The sequence below is a fragment of the Pseudonocardia sediminis genome, assembly GCF_004217185.1.
Taxonomy (GTDB): Bacteria; Actinomycetota; Actinomycetes; order Mycobacteriales; family Pseudonocardiaceae; genus Pseudonocardia; species Pseudonocardia sediminis.
This window is the reverse complement of record NZ_SHKL01000001.1, coordinates 1,647,651-1,661,894: the sequence shown is the minus strand read 5'-3', so window position 1 is coordinate 1,661,894 and position 14,244 is coordinate 1,647,651. Positions and strand designations below refer to the sequence as shown.

Genomic DNA, 14,244 nt, shown 5'->3' with positions numbered 1-14,244 from the left:
CTTGTCCTCGTCAGCACGGAACGACGGACGGAGACACCGGTGGCCATCACCAACACCCTGCACATCAACTTCCGCGGCGACGCCCGGGAGGCGCTCGAGTTCTACCACTCGGTCTTCGGCGGCGACATCATCGCCGTCCCCTACGGCGACATGCCCTCCGGCCAGGGCCCCGGCCAGGCCGACCAGATCGTCTGGGGTCAGGTCAGCGCCCCGAACGGCTTCCAGGTCATGGCCTACGACGTGCAGGACTCGCTGTCGTGGAACCCGGGCGAGAACCCCTTCTACCACGCGCTGCGCGGGACCGACGCCGAGGAGATCACCGGCTACTTCAAGGCTCTCTCCGAGGGTGCGACGATCCTCGTGCCACTCGGACCGGCGGTCTTCTCCCCGCTCTACGGCAAGCTGACCGACCGATTCGGCGTCACCTGGATCATCGACGTCATCGCGCCGTACAACGGCTGAGCCCCCGCCCCCGACACCACTGGGACGATGTCGCGATGACCTTGCTCGACACCCGGGCGTTGAACCGCGCCGCGCTCGCACGGCAGTTCCTGCTCGAGCGCTCGGACGTCGGCGTCCTCGACGCGGTGTCGCACCTCGGCGGGTTGCAGGCGCAGGAGCCGCAGGAACCGTTCGTCGGGCTGTGGTCGCGGCTGCGCGGGTTCGACCCGGCCGAGCTGTCGGACCTGCTCGTCGAGAGGCGGGTGGTGCGCACGCACCTGATGCGGCGCACCGTGCACCTCGTCACCGCCGACAACGTCCTGGCCTGGCGGTCCCGGCACGACGCGATGCTGCTCCAGCGGATCCTCGGGGTCTACCGCACGGCGCTCGACAGCGTCGACCTCACCGAGCTCGCGGAGGCCGCCCGCGAGGTGATGTCCGACGGTGAGCCCCGCACGATGACCGGGCTCGGGAAGGTGCTCGCGCAGCGCTGGCCCGGTCCCGGTCCGCGGGTGCTCGGCGAGGCGTCGATCGCCGCGCTCGTCCCGACCGTGCAGCTTCCGCCGCGCGGCGTCTGGGGTGTCACGGCGGGTGCGCACAACATCCCGGTCGCCACGTGGCTGGGACGCGAGGTCGACCCGCCCGCGCCCGAGGGGTCCGATCCCGCCGGGGAGGCGCTGGTGCGGCGCTACCTCGCCGCGTTCGGCCCGGCCGCGTCGGCGGACCTGCGCGCCTGGTGCGGGCTCGCCGGGCTGCCCGCCGCGGTGGCCGCCGTCCGCGAGGAGCTGGTGTCCTTCCGCGACGAGCGGGGCCGCGAGCTGCTCGACCTCCCGGACGCGCCACGGCCCGACCCGGACACGCCCGCGCCGGTGCGCTTCCTGCCGGCGTTCGACAACGCGATCCTCGGCTACGACGACCGCAGCCGGATCATCGACGACGCCCACCGCGGGCTGTCGGTGAACGGGGAGCGCGCCGTGCTCGTCGACGGACGGGTGGCGGCGACGTGGACCGTCGAGGCCGGCACCGTGGTCGTCACCCCGCTACGGCGCTTCTCCCGGGCCGACCGCGCCGACGCCGCCGAGGAGGGACGTCAGGTCGCGGCGTTCCTGTCCGGGGGCGCGAGCACGCGCGTCCGGGTCACCGCATCGCCGCGCTGAGCCTCACGGCAGCGTGAGGATCTCCGCGCCGTCGTTCGTGACCAGGACGGTGTGCTCGAACTGCGCGGTCCAGGACCGGTCCTTGGTGACGACGGTCCAGTCGTCGTCCCAGGTGTCGTAGTCGATGCCGCCGAGGGTGATCATCGGCTCGATCGTGAACGTCATCCCGGGCTCGAGGACGATGTGCACGTCGGGCTGGTCGTAGTGCAGCACCACCAGGCCGGAGTGGAACTCACGACCGATGCCGTGCCCGGTGAAGTCGCGGACCACGCCGTAGCCGAAGCGCTTGGCGTAGGACTCGATGACGCGCCCGACGACGTTGAGCTCGCGGCCCGGACGCACCGCCTTGATCGCCCGCATGGTGGCCTCGCGGGTGCGCTCGACGAGCAGGCGGGCCTCCTCGGAGACGTCACCGGCCAGGAACGTCGCGTTCGTGTCGCCGTGCACGCCATCGACGAAGCCGGTGACGTCGACGTTCACGATGTCGCCGTCACCGATCACCGTGGTGTCCGGGATCCCGTGGCAGATGACCTCGTTGAGGCTCGTGCAGCAGGACTTCGGGAAGCCGCGGTAGCCCAGCGTGGAGGGGTAGACGTCGTGGTCGATGAAGAAGTCGTGCACGACGCGGTCGACGTCGTCGGTGCTCACGCCCGGCTTCACGGCCTCGCCGGCGGCGACCAGGGCCTGCGCGGCGATCCTCCCGGCGTGGCGCATGGCCTCGATCGTCTCCGCGTCCTGCACGTCGGAGGCACGGCTGCGGGCCGGTGCCTTCTTCCCGACGTACTCCGGGCGCGGGATGTGCGCCGGGACCTCACGCAGAGGTGTGGGCGTGCCGGGGACGAGCAACGTGCGGGCGGACATGGGACCCATTCTAGGTCCGGTGGCCGGGTCCCGGCCCGGTGCCGCCGCTCACCCGCGCGCTCACCGTGTGCGGGGCCGTCCGTTCACCCCCGCGGGGTGCGCCGCTCCCCCGCCACGCCCATCCGCGCGACGAGCATCGCCACACCGCGCCAGCCCAGCATCAGCACCGACAACGAGATGGCCGTGACCAGTGCGAACGTCCACGGCAAGCTGCCGGTGAACCCGAGGCGCAGCAGCAGCCCGATCACCACCGACCCGGCGACGACGAGCCCGCCGGCGCGCAGGCTCGCCGGTGCGGCGCGGACCCACGGCGACACCCAGGCCGCGCCGGCCCCGATCGCGAACGGGGCCGCCGTCCCGAGCAGCCCGAGCAGGCTGTCGGCCTCGGCGTGGCTGACCCGGCCGATCGCGGCGAACACCACGACCGCGACCAGGTCGGCCGCGAGGGCGAGGGCGGGTATCCGGGCGGGGGCCACCGGACCAGGGTAGGCCGGAGGGCAAGGGGTTCCCGGCGACGGCCGGGGCGATGCCGTGTCTATTGCGGCACACCACCCAGGAACCGCGAGGTCAGCTGCACGGCGGGTCCGGACGAACCGCCGTCGACGATCAGTGTGGCGAACGCGAGGTCGCCCCGGTAGCCGACGAACCAGCCGTGCGCGCGGTTCTCCCCGCCCGGCCCGGCGAACTCGGCGGTCCCGGTCTTGCCGAACACCTCGCCCTGTCCGGCGACGGCTGTCGCGGTCCCCTCGGTCACCACCGCGCGCATCATCGGCCGGAGCTGGTTCAGCACGGCCGCGTCCGGCGCCGTCGGCGCCTTCAGCGTCTCGGTGGGCCGGCCGTCGACCAGCTGCGGCGTCACCGGGGCGCCCTCGGCCACCGTCGCGGCCATCAGCGCCATCCCGAACGGGCTGGCCAGCACGTCGCCCTGGCCGAAGCCGTCGGAGGCGCGCTGCAGGTCGTCGGTGGCCGGGTCGATCGAACCGGTGACCGTGGTCAGGCCGGGGATCTTGTAGTCGGAGCCGAAGCCCAGCGCGAGCGCGGCGGCGGGCAGCGCGTCCGGCGCGAGTCCCAGCGCGAGCCGGGAGAACGTGGTGTTGCACGACTTCGCGAACGTCTGGATCAACGGCACCGTGCCGAGCACGAAGCTGTCCTCGTTCGGGATCGTCCGGCCGTTGATGACGGTGGTGCCCGGGCACTCCTGCGGGGTCTGCGGGGTGATCCGTCCGCCCTGCATCGCCGCGTACGCCGTCGCGATCTTGAACGTGGAGCCCGGCGGGTAGCGCCCGGACAGCGCGATCGGCCCGGCCGTGTTCGCCGGGTCGTTCTGCGCGACGGCCAGCACGGCGCCGGTCGAGGGCCGGATCGCGACGATCGCGGTCTGCTTCGTCTGCGACCGCACGGCCGCCTCGGCCGCGTCCTGGATCCCGCGGTCCAGCGTCACCCGCGCCGGGGTGCCCGGCCCGGCGGGCGCACCCGCCAGCGACGCCACCGTCGCGCCGTTCGCGCCGACGGCGTCGACCGTCCAGCCGGGCGTGCCGCCGGTCTGGGCCTCGGTCTCGGTGCGGATCCCGGTGAGCACCTGCGGCGCGTAGTCCGGGTCCGGGGCGAGCAGGCGGGTCGCGGAGACGAACCGGACGCCCGGCAGCTCGTAGATCTCGTCGCGGACGCCCTGGTAGTCGGCGTCGCGCAGGACCGCGACGGTGTAGGCCTGCCCGTCCGGGGTCTTCGTCGCGCCGTCGGTGATCGAGGCGCGGGTGATCGCCGGGTCGATGGACGACAGCGCGGACGCGAGGCTGCCCGCGGTCGAGCCGAGGTCCCCGGCCGCGCGCCGGTCCAGCGTCACGGTGACGACCGGGGTCGGGGCCAGCAGCGGCGCCCCGGAGGCGTCGAGCACCGGGGCCGGGGCCGCGTTCGTCGTCCGCAGGACGGGGCGCTTGTCGGCGCCCAGCCGCGGCGCGAGCACCGCCGGGGACCAGTCGACCTGCCATCCGGTGTCGTTGGTCGCGGTGTCCTCGGCCGGCGTCAGCGGCAGCGCGGTGCGATAGGCCCAGGTGCGGTTCTGTCCCAGGTCCCAGGTCACGTCGACGTCGGCGGTCGCGGTCTCGCCCTCGGTGCGGACGTCGGCGACGTCGGCGCGCAGGGACACGGGCTTCAGGTCGTCGCGGGCCTTCGTCAGGAACGCACCGGCGGCGGTGGGGTCGCCGGTCACGGCGGCGGCCCCGTTGTCGTCGCCCGCCGTCCAGGCGGCGACGAACCGCTGCACGGCGTCGTCCGGACCGCCCCACGGACGCACGACGGCGACGATCGCCCCGGCCACGAGCACCACCACGACCGCCACCGCCAGGACGACGGGACGGGGCGAGGTGAAGGGGGAGCGCACGATCTTCAGTATGCCGGTTTCGCCGGGCCCGCGACCGGCCGTCCACCGCTCGCCGGCGACCCGTGACCGCGCGGCGGGGCGTTCCGGCCCCGGGATCAGCCGGCCGGAGTGTTTCCGGCCGGGGCGCCGGCCGGCCCGGTCCCCGCACGTCCGGTGCGGGCCTCGGACGGTGCGGTCTCGGCCGCGTCGAGGGTCTCGCGCACGCGGCGCATCATCCGGGTCAACTCCCGCGCGTCGCCGGCGTCCAGCCCCATCGCCGCGGGCTCGTTGAACGCCCGGACCAGCGGGAACGCGCGGTGCAGCGCCGCGCGGCCGTCGTCGGTCAGCTCCAGGCCGGCGCGCCGTCCGCGCCCGGCCGGACCGTCCCGGCGCACGAGCCCGCGCTCGACGAGCGAGACGACGAGCTCCCCCACGCTCTGCGGGCGCAGCAGGGTCACCCGTGCCAGCTCGGCCTGGCTCGGCGCGGGGCCGCCGGTCGCCTCCCGGTCCTCCAGCTCGGCCAGTACGCCGAACTGCGTCGCCGACAGCCCGGCCTCGGCGAACACACGGTGGAACCCGCGCGCCACGACGTGCGAGGTCTGGATCAGCTCCCAGAGCGGGAGGTCGTCGTCCGGCATGGCGCGAAACTATCAGGGACCTTCTTTCGTACCGCCGGATCCGCGCGCGGGCCGGCCCGCGCGCTCACCTCACCGTCGCGCGCCCGGCGTCGTCCCGCGACCGCGCGCACCCCGCCCGTCCGCGCGCACCCGGCCCGTCCCCGCGCACTCGGCACGTCGACGCGATCTCCACGGAGTGCGCGTCGACAGGCTCGGTGCGCGGCGGACGGCTCGGTGCGCGCCCGTGGGCCGGCGGCCGGATCGGAGGCCGGCGGGCCGGGGGCCGGCGGCGGGGGTCAGAACAGGACGGTGGCGAACTGCGCGACCTGGGAGAAGCCGATCCGCTGGTAGGCCGCACGAGCGGGGGTGTTGAACGCGTTGACGTAGAGGCTCGACGCGCGGCCCATCCCGGACAGGGCGTCGGTGACGGCGGCGGTACCACTCGTGCCGAGACCGCGGCCGCGCCAGGCCGGGTGCACCCAGACCCCCTGGATCTGCCCGATCCGGCGTGACATCGCCCCGATCTCGGCCTTGAACACGACCTCGCCCTCGTGGAAACGGGCGAACGCACGGCCGGAGGTGATCAGCTCGGCGACCCGGGCGCGGTAGCCGGCCCCGCCGTCACCGGCGCGCGGGTCGACGCCGACCTCCTCGGTGAACATCGCGACCGCGGCCGGGAGGTAGCGCTCGAGCTCGGAGATCCGGACGGGACGCACGTGCGGGTCCGGCGCCACCGCGGGCGGGCCGGAGAGCACCATCAGCGGCTGGTCCGGACGGATCTCCCGGGCCGGCGCCCAGACTCCGGCGAGCTCCTCCCACAGCGGCAGGACGAGCTCCGACCGTCCGACCAGCGACGAGCAGACGCGGCCGGTGCGGCGGGCCCGCTCGGCGAACGCGCGGATCGCGGAGCGCTCGCCGCGCAGCGGGACGAGGTTCGCGCCGGAGAAGCAGAGGCCGTCCGTCCCGGAGCCCGCGGCCCACAGCTCACCCCCGAGACGCCACGGATCCAGCCCGACGGCCTCGACACGCGCCGCGACCATGCAGGACGCGACAGGGTCGGAGTCCAGGGCGGCATGGACACCGGACCGATGGCGGTCGTCGAGAAGCCGTGCACCGGCAACCCTCAGCACCGTCTCACCATGCCATGTCGTCGCCGTCCGGTCACCTGTGGCTCACCCTCGCGTACAGCGGGTGTCAGCGCTGATGGTCGTTCCGCACGCTTCTCTCAGCCCACCGACACCTCGGGCGACCCCTCGGCCTCCATCGTCTCGGCCAGTCGCATGGCCTCCTCGATCAGCGTCTCGACGATCGCGTGCTCGGGCACGGTCTTGATGACCTCGCCCTTGACGAAGATCTGGCCCTTGCCGTTGCCCGAGGCGACGCCGAGGTCGGCCTCGCGGGCCTCACCCGGACCGTTCACGACGCAGCCCATGACGGCGACCCGGAGCGGGACCTCCATGCCGGTCAGCCCGGCGGTGACCTCGTCGGCCAGCTTGTAGACGTCGACCTGCGCGCGCCCGCAGGACGGGCAGGACACGATCTCGAGCTTGCGGGGACGCAGGTTGAGCGACTGCAGGATCTGCGCGCCGACCTTGATCTCCTCGACCGGCGGGGCGGAGAGCGAGACGCGGATCGTGTCGCCGATGCCCTGGCGCAGCAGCGCGCCGAACGCGACGGCGGACTTGATGGTGCCCTGGAACGCCGGTCCGGCCTCGGTGACGCCGAGGTGCAGCGGGTAGTCGCACTGCTCGGCGAGGATCTCGTAGGCGCGGACCATGACGACCGGGTCGTTGTGCTTGACCGAGATCTTGATGTCGCCGAAGCCGTGCTCCTCGAACAGGCCCGCCTCCCACATCGCCGACTCGGCCAGCGCCTCCGGCGTGGCCTTGCCGTGCTTCTCCATCAGGCGCTTGTCCAGCGAGCCGGCGTTGACACCGATCCGGATCGGCGTCCCGTGGTCCTTCGCCGCCTGCGCGATCTCCTTGACCTGGTCGTCGAACTTGCGGATGTTGCCCGGGTTGACCCGCACGGCGGCGCACCCGGCCTCGATCGCGGCGAAGACGTACTTGGGCTGGAAGTGGATGTCGGCGATGACCGGGATCTGCGACTTCGCCGCGATCGCGGGCAGAGCCTCGGCGTCGTCGGCGGACGGGCACGCGACGCGGACGATGTCGCAACCGGCCGCGGTCAGCTCGGCGATCTGCTGCAGCGTCGCGTTGATGTCGGAGGTCAGGGTGGTGGTCATGGACTGCACGGAGATGGGGTGATCGGATCCGACACCCACCGGCCCGACCTGCAGCTGACGGGTCTTCCGGCGGGGCGCCAGGGTCGGCGCAGGTGCGGACGGCATACCCAGGGAGACACTCACACTTTCGACTATCCCACCAGTTCGGCGACGACGCCGTCCCCCGTGTCGCGACGCACTCCCCGCGCGCCCGCGATCGCGCTCACTCCGGACGCCGCGGCCCGGGTACCGCCCGATCCTCGGCACCGTCGCCGCGATCTGTGCGGCGCGGTCACCCTCGGCCGCGACGTCCGCCTTCTCCCCGAGCGGCTACCGCGCCGGCCCCGGTCCGTAGCCCCTCGAGAGCGGAAATCGTCGCCCCGGCGACGGTTCCCGCGCACGGGGTCCTAGGTACGGCCCTGGTTCTCCTGCGCGTCCTGCAGGGTCGAGGAGTGCGGCAGCCAGGTTGCGAGCTCGACCGGCCAGCCGTCGGCCTCCAGCATCCGGACCACCGCCGGGTCGTCGTCGATGATCGAGGCGATCTCCCGGGTGCGGGACAGATCGCGCAGGACCTCGCGCTTGACGTAGCGGGCGGGGCGGTGGTCGTCGTCGTCGCGCATGTAGAGCGGGCTGGTCGGCAGGTCGTGGCTCGCCAGCCAGCGCACGGTCAGGCGCCGGTTCCGCTCCGGGCGCCCGGTCAGGTACACGACGTCGTGGTCGGTCAGCGCCTCGCGCAGGCGGTCGGCGCCCTCGTCGAGGAGCGGGTCGACGTCCGCGGCGGCGAAGAAGCGCTCCCACCGGTGCACGTCGAGGAAGTGCAGGCGGTGCGTGACGTCGGCAAGCACACCGTCGATGTCGAAGACCGCGATCGGGCGGGCCGCCCCGTTCCCGTTCTGTGCCGCCGGGCTCATCCGCCGAACAGACGGACCGGGTTGACGACGTCGGCGATCAGCAACACACCACTCCAGACGATGAACACCAGCGCCACGACGTAGGCCACCGGCAACAGCTTCGCGACGTCCACCGGCCCGGGGTCGGGACGTCCCATCAGGCGGTAGCTGTGACGCTTGATCGACTCCCAGATCGCCGGGAAGATCTGGCCCCCGTCGAGCGGCGGGATGGGCAGCAGGTTGAACAGGAACAGCGAGATGTTCACCGCCGCGAGCAGGTTCAGGAAGAACGAGAGCTCGGCGCGGAGCGGCGCCGCCTGGGCGAGGATCTCGCCACCGATCCGGGACGCGCCGACGATGCCGACCGGCCCGTTCTGGTCGCGCTCCTCCCCCATGAACGCCGCGCCGAACAGGGCCGGCACCCGCTGTGGCAGCTGCACGATCGCCTGCCCGGTGCGGGAGATGATGAAGCCCATCTGGTCGACGACCGCGCCCGGGCTCTGCTGGGCGTACGGCATCATCGGGCTCAGGCCCAGGAAGCCCGCCTGCACGATCCGCTCGGGATCCTGCAGGTCACGGACCTGGTTGCTGATCAGCGTCGGGGTGAGCTGGATCTGCTGCCCGTTGCGCTCGACCGTGACGCTCACCTGGCCCGACGACGCCCGGATGGCCTCCTGGATCTTCGTCCAGTCCTCGGGGGCGAACTGCTGCCCCTGGAAGGCGACGATCCGGTCGCCGGGCAGGAACCCGGCCGCGGCGGCGGGCGAGAGCGGCGCGCCGGCCGGGCACTCCTCGGTCGCGGCGGACGCCGGGACGACGCACTGGGTGACCTGGCTGACCGTGGTGTTCGCCGTCGGCACGCCGATGCCCATCAGCACGATCGCGAACAGGAACACGGCCAGGATCAGGTTCATGAACGGGCCGCCGAACATGACGACGATCCGCTTCCACGGCGAGCGCATCCAGAACTGGCGGTCCGCGTCCTGGGGCAGGACGTCCATCGCCGACTGCTGCCGGGCGTCGTCCATCAGGCCCTGGAACGGACCGGTGCGGCGCGTGCGGCCGAGCGTCCCGCCCTTGGCCGGCGGGATCATGCCGATCATCCGGACGTAGCCGCCCATCGGGATGGCCTTGATCCCGTACTCGGTCTCGCCGACCTTCTTCGACCACACGGTCTTGCCGAACCCGACGAAGAACTCCGGGACCTTGATCCCGAACCAGCGGGCGGTCACGAAGTGCCCGAGCTCGTGCCAGGCGATGGAGATCAGGATCCCGGCGAAGAAGATCACGATCCCGAGAATCGTCATCAGCATGTGGTGGTCCCCGTTCCCGCCCGCTCGCGGGCGTGCACGCGGGCCCAGTCCTCGGCAGCCAGCACGTCCGCCACGGTAGCGGGATCGCGGGACCACTCGTCCGCGGCGTCCAGGGTGCGCCCGAGCAGGTCGGTGATATCGGTGTAGCCGATCGCCCCCGCCACGAACGCGGAGACGAGCTCCTCGTTCGCGGCGTTGAGGACGGCCGGCAGGCAGCCCCCGGCCTCGCCGGCCGCGCGGGCCAGCGCGACGCCGGGGAACGCGTCGTCGTCGAGCGGCTCGAACGTCCAGGTCTGCGCGGTGTCCCAGGTGCATGGCGCGGCGGCGCCGGCGACCCGGTCCGGCCAGGCCAGGCCGAGTGCGATGGGCAGCCGCATGTCCGGCGGGGAGGCCTGGGCGATCGTCGAGCCGTCGGTGAACGTGACCATCGAGTGCACGATCGACTGCGGGTGCACCGTGATGTCGATCCGGTCGTAGGGGACCCCGAACAGCAGGTGCGCCTCGATCAGCTCCAGGCCCTTGTTGACCAGCGTCGCCGAGTTGATGGTGACGACCGGGCCCATTGCCCAGGTCGGGTGCTTCAGCGCCTCGGCGACGGTGACGTCGGTCAGGTCGGCACGTCTGCGTCCGCGGAACGGGCCTCCGGAGGCGGTCAGGACCAGGCGTGCGACCTCGTCGGCGCTGCCCCCGCGCAGGCACTGGGCCAGCGCCGAGTGCTCCGAGTCCACCGGCACGATCTGCCCCGGCGCCGCCGCACCGAGCACCAGCGGCCCGCCCGCGACCAGGGACTCCTTGTTCGCCAGTGCCAGGGTCGACCCCGCCGCCAGCGCGGCCAGCGTCGGGCCGAGACCGCGGGAGCCGGTGACCCCGTTCAGCACGACGTCGGCGCGCGACGTCGCGACCAGCTCGGTGGCGGCGTCCGGGCCGTCGAGCACCTCGACGCCGGGGACGGCCTCGCGCAGCCGTGCGGCGGCCCCCGGGTCGGCGACCGCCACGCGGGGCACCCGGTGGGTGCGGACCTGCTCGGCGAGCAGCGCCACGTCGGAGCCGCCCGCGGCGAGGCCGGTCACGGTGAACCCGCCGGCGTGGGTGACCACGTCGAGGGCCTGGGTGCCGATCGACCCGGTCGACCCGAGGATCAGCAGAGAGCGCGGCTCGTCGCGGGAGACGGCGGCGGGGGCGGGTGTGGCGGAGTCGGTCATCACCGCACATCATCCTCGCGGCGGTGTTGTGCGACCATGTGACCTCGTAAGCAGGAGCTCCATCAGGAGGGTGCACGTGGCGAGCAACTCGAGGGAAATCGCCGTCCGGTCCGGCGTCGACCCCGACGACGAGCCCTCGGTCGACTGGGGCTGGCACGCCACGTTCCCGAACGGCACGCGGATCGCCGGTGTGGTCACCGCGATCGCCCTGCTGGTGATGCTGATCGGGCACCCGACCAGCTGGACCGAGATCCTGTTCATGGTGATCCCGGCGATCGCCATCCTGGCCGGGGTCGCGTGGAGCATCCGCCGCCGGCGCAACTCCTGGCGTCGCTGACCCTGTCCGGGTCCCGTCATGGCGGGCAGCGGCGCGGGTGAGCCGGTCGAGCTGACGATCGGCGGTCGCACCGTGCGCCTGTCCAGCCCGGACCGGGTCTACTTCCCGGCCCGCGGCGAGACGAAGCTCGACCTCGCCCGGTACTACGAGTCCGTCGGCGAGGGCATCGTCCGCGCGCTGCGCGACCGGCCGTGCATGATGCACCGCTTCCCCAAAGGCGTCAGCGGGGACAAGGTGCACCAGAAGCGGCTCCCGCGCGGCGCCCCGGACTGGGTGCGCACCGTGCGGGTGCACTTCCCCCGCTACAACCGCACCGCCGACGAGCTGTGCGTCGCCCACCCCGCGGACGTCGTCTGGGCGGTGCAGATGTCGACCGTGGAATTCCACCCCTGGAACTCCCGGGCCGCCGACGTCGAGGCACCCGACGAGTGGCGGATCGACCTGGACCCGATGCCCGACACCAGTTATGCCGACGTCCGCCGCGTCGCCCACGTCGCGCACGAGGTGCTCGACGAGCTGGGTGCCACCGGGTTCCCCAAGACCTCCGGCGGCAAGGGCCTGCACGTCTACGTCCGGATCCCGCCGGACCACGGGTTCGCCGACGTCCGGCGCGCGGCCCACGCCTTCGCCCGCGAGGTCGGGCGGCGCTGCGACCGGGTGGACCTGAACTGGTGGCGCAAGGACCGGGACCCGTCGAAGGTGTTCGTCGACTACAACCAGAACGCGCGCGACCACACGATCGCCTCGGCCTACTCGGTGCGCGGCGTCCCGGAGGCGCGCGTCTCCGCACCGCTGCGCTGGGACGAGATCGACGACGCCGAGCCGGGCGACTTCACGATCGCCACCATGCCGGCCCGCTTCGCCGAGCTCGGTGACCTGCACGCCGGCATCGACGACGCCGTGTTCGACATCGCCCCGCTCCTGGAGTGGGCCGACCGCGACGCCCGCGACGGTGCCGAGACCCCGCCGGAGCCCGAGGCCACCGACCTCGACGGCTGACCCGACCTCTTCGGCGGACCCGGCCTCAGGTGCGGCCGTGCAGGCGGGCGAACTCGGCCGTCATGGCCTCGCGGGACCAGTGCGCGTTGAGCCCGCTCGGGTTGGGCAGGACCCAGACGCCCGTGTCGCCGAGACGCTCGTCCTGCTCCCCCACCACGGCCCTGGGCCGGGCGAACGCCGTCCGGTAGGCCACGATCCCGACCACGGCCAGCCACGCCGGCGCCAGCTCCGCGACCAGGCCACGCAGACGTTCACCGCCGGCCACGACCTCGTCGTCGGAGAGCTCGTCGGCCCGGGCGGTGGCGCGCGGGGCCATGTTGGTGATGCCCAGGCCGAGACCCGCGAGCTCACCCTGCTCGTCGGAGCGCAGCAGCCGCGGGGTGAACCCGGAGTCGTGCAGGACCGGCCAGAACCGGTTTCCCGGACGGGCGAAGTGGTGCCCGGTCGCCGCGCTCACCAGCCCGGGGTTGATGCCGCAGAACAGCACCCGCGGCGACGGGTCGCCGGGCCCGGGCAGTACGTCCGGGATCGTCCGCGTCCGCGCCGCCTCCAGCGCCGCCGCGTCCGGTAGCTTGCGCGTCCCCATCCCGGGAGCAGATCACAGATGAGTTCGGCTCCCGACCGCGGTCCACCCCGTGTGCGCCGACGAACCTCGCCGGGACATGCGTCACCCGGCTGCGCGACCGCGTGCGGCACCGAGCCCGAACACAGAGGAGACTGCCCGCCGTGGACCTGCCCGTCATGCCCCCGATCTCGCCCATGCTGGCCAAACCGGCCCCGTCGATCCCGCAGGGCCAGCTCTACGAGCCGAAGTGGGACGGCTTCCGGGCGATCATCTTCCGGGACGGCGACGAGGTCGAGATCGGCAGCCGCAACGAGCGGCCGATGACCCGCTACTTCCCCGAGGTCGTCGAGGCGGTGAAGGCGAACTTCCCGCCGCGCGCCGTGGTCGACGGCGAGATCATCGTCGCGAACACCGAGCAGAACCTGCTCGACTTCGAGGCCCTGCAGCAGCGGATCCACCCCGCCGCGAGCCGGGTGAAGCTCCTCTCCGAGGAGACTCCGGCGTCGTTCGTCGCGTTCGACCTGCTGGCGCTGCGTGACGACGACCTGATGGACCGGCCGCTGTCCGAGCGCCGCGCCATGCTGGAGGACGCCCTGGGCCCGGCGTCGGCCCCGGTGTACGTGACGCCGCTGACCCGCGACCACGACGTCGCGCAGACGTGGTTCGAACAGTTCGAGGGGGCCGGGCTGGACGGGCTGATCGCGAAGAAGCCCGACCTGCTCTACCAGCCGGACAAGCGCACCATGACCAAGATCAAGCACGAGCGGACCGCGGACTGCGTGCTCGCCGGGTACCGGGTGCACAAGTCCGGCCCAAACGCGATCGGCTCACTGCTGCTGGGACTGCACGACTCCCGCGGGGTGCTCGTGTCGGTCGGGGTCGTCGGGGCGTTCCCGATGGCCCGGCGCCGCGAGCTGATGGAGGAGCTGCAGCCGCTCGTCACCACGTTCGATGAGCACCCCTGGGCCTGGGCGAAGCAGGAGGAGGGCGAGCGCACCCCGCGCAAGTCCGAAACCAGCCGCTGGAACGCGGGCAAGGACCTGTCGTTCGTCCCGCTGCGCCCCGAACGCGTCCTCGAGGTGCGCTACGACTACATGGAGGGCGTGCGCTTCCGCCACACCACCCAGTTCGTGCGCTGGCGCGACGACCGCGACCCGGCGTCGTGCACCTACGACCAGCTCGAGCACCCGGTCCGCTTCGACCTCGCCGAGGTCCTCACCGGCGGCTGATCGTCACGATGGGAGCGGAACCGACCGGTACGGTCGGTCCCGCTCCCATC

Annotated in this window: 15 protein-coding genes; 5 read left to right on the top strand and 10 right to left on the bottom strand. The window is 73.0% G+C overall.

Features of this window, described 5'->3' with window-relative positions:
- Positions 1-39 precede the first annotated feature (39 nt).
- Entirely contained in the window at positions 40-462 is a 423-nt protein-coding gene (locus tag EV383_RS07930) for a VOC family protein (protein WP_130289302.1), read from the top strand.
- A 35-nt stretch (positions 463-497) separates the two neighbouring features.
- The gene (locus EV383_RS07925; protein WP_130289301.1) at positions 498-1,598 is read left to right on the top strand and encodes a winged helix DNA-binding domain-containing protein; all 1,101 of its coding nucleotides are present in this window, start codon (positions 498-500) and stop codon (positions 1,596-1,598) included.
- Between the two features lie 3 nt (positions 1,599-1,601).
- Here the strand turns inward: EV383_RS07925 and map are convergent, their stop codons facing one another.
- From map to dxr, 9 genes are all read right to left on the bottom strand, one after another.
- Positions 1,602-2,459, bottom strand: coding sequence for a type I methionyl aminopeptidase (gene map, locus EV383_RS07920; RefSeq protein WP_130289300.1), 858 nt, complete (start codon positions 2,457-2,459; stop codon positions 1,602-1,604).
- A gap of 83 nt (positions 2,460-2,542) precedes the next feature.
- Positions 2,543-2,935 (bottom strand): DUF3054 domain-containing protein, encoded by a 393-nt coding sequence (locus EV383_RS07915; RefSeq protein ID WP_130289299.1) that lies wholly within the window; start codon positions 2,933-2,935, stop codon positions 2,543-2,545.
- 59 nt (positions 2,936-2,994) lie between these two features.
- Positions 2,995-4,839, bottom strand: coding sequence for a penicillin-binding transpeptidase domain-containing protein (locus EV383_RS07910; RefSeq protein WP_130289298.1), 1,845 nt, complete (start codon positions 4,837-4,839; stop codon positions 2,995-2,997).
- A gap of 95 nt (positions 4,840-4,934) precedes the next feature.
- The gene (locus EV383_RS07905) at positions 4,935-5,456 is read right to left on the bottom strand and encodes a MarR family winged helix-turn-helix transcriptional regulator (protein WP_130289297.1); all 522 of its coding nucleotides are present in this window, start codon (positions 5,454-5,456) and stop codon (positions 4,935-4,937) included.
- 275 nt (positions 5,457-5,731) lie between these two features.
- Entirely contained in the window at positions 5,732-6,565 is an 834-nt protein-coding gene (locus EV383_RS07900; RefSeq protein WP_130289296.1) for a GNAT family N-acetyltransferase, read from the bottom strand.
- A 95-nt stretch (positions 6,566-6,660) separates the two neighbouring features.
- Positions 6,661-7,803, bottom strand: a complete 1,143-nt coding sequence (gene ispG / locus EV383_RS07895) for a flavodoxin-dependent (E)-4-hydroxy-3-methylbut-2-enyl-diphosphate synthase (protein ID WP_207223464.1) — start codon at positions 7,801-7,803, stop codon at positions 6,661-6,663.
- Between the two features lie 263 nt (positions 7,804-8,066).
- On the bottom strand, positions 8,067-8,570 hold the full coding sequence (locus EV383_RS07890; RefSeq protein ID WP_130289295.1) for a phosphatase domain-containing protein: 504 nt from the start codon (positions 8,568-8,570) through the stop codon (positions 8,067-8,069).
- Positions 8,567-9,862: a M50 family metallopeptidase gene (locus EV383_RS07885; RefSeq protein WP_130289294.1), complete on the bottom strand. Its 1,296-nt coding sequence runs from the start codon at positions 9,860-9,862 to the stop codon at positions 8,567-8,569. The genes EV383_RS07890 and EV383_RS07885 overlap by 4 nt, the downstream gene beginning before the upstream one ends.
- On the bottom strand, positions 9,856-11,064 hold the full coding sequence (dxr, locus tag EV383_RS07880; protein ID WP_130289293.1) for a 1-deoxy-D-xylulose-5-phosphate reductoisomerase: 1,209 nt from the start codon (positions 11,062-11,064) through the stop codon (positions 9,856-9,858). Before dxr ends, EV383_RS07885 begins: the two co-directional genes overlap by 7 nt.
- Positions 11,065-11,140: 76 nt before the next feature.
- Between dxr and EV383_RS31070 the strand changes: the two genes are divergently transcribed.
- Both EV383_RS31070 and ligD read left to right on the top strand, forming a co-directional pair.
- Positions 11,141-11,401, top strand: coding sequence for a DUF2631 domain-containing protein (locus EV383_RS31070; RefSeq protein WP_165438272.1), 261 nt, complete (start codon positions 11,141-11,143; stop codon positions 11,399-11,401).
- Between the two features lie 18 nt (positions 11,402-11,419).
- Positions 11,420-12,400, top strand: a complete 981-nt coding sequence (gene ligD / locus EV383_RS07870; RefSeq protein WP_130289291.1) for a non-homologous end-joining DNA ligase — start codon at positions 11,420-11,422, stop codon at positions 12,398-12,400.
- A gap of 25 nt (positions 12,401-12,425) precedes the next feature.
- Here the strand turns inward: ligD and mug are convergent, their stop codons facing one another.
- On the bottom strand, positions 12,426-12,986 hold the full coding sequence (gene mug, locus EV383_RS07865) for a G/U mismatch-specific DNA glycosylase (RefSeq protein ID WP_130289290.1): 561 nt from the start codon (positions 12,984-12,986) through the stop codon (positions 12,426-12,428).
- A gap of 140 nt (positions 12,987-13,126) precedes the next feature.
- Here mug and EV383_RS07860 point away from each other — a divergent pair, with 140 nt between their 5' ends.
- Entirely contained in the window at positions 13,127-14,194 is a 1,068-nt protein-coding gene (locus tag EV383_RS07860) for an ATP-dependent DNA ligase (protein ID WP_130289289.1), read from the top strand.
- Positions 14,195-14,244: the final 50 nt, after the last annotated feature.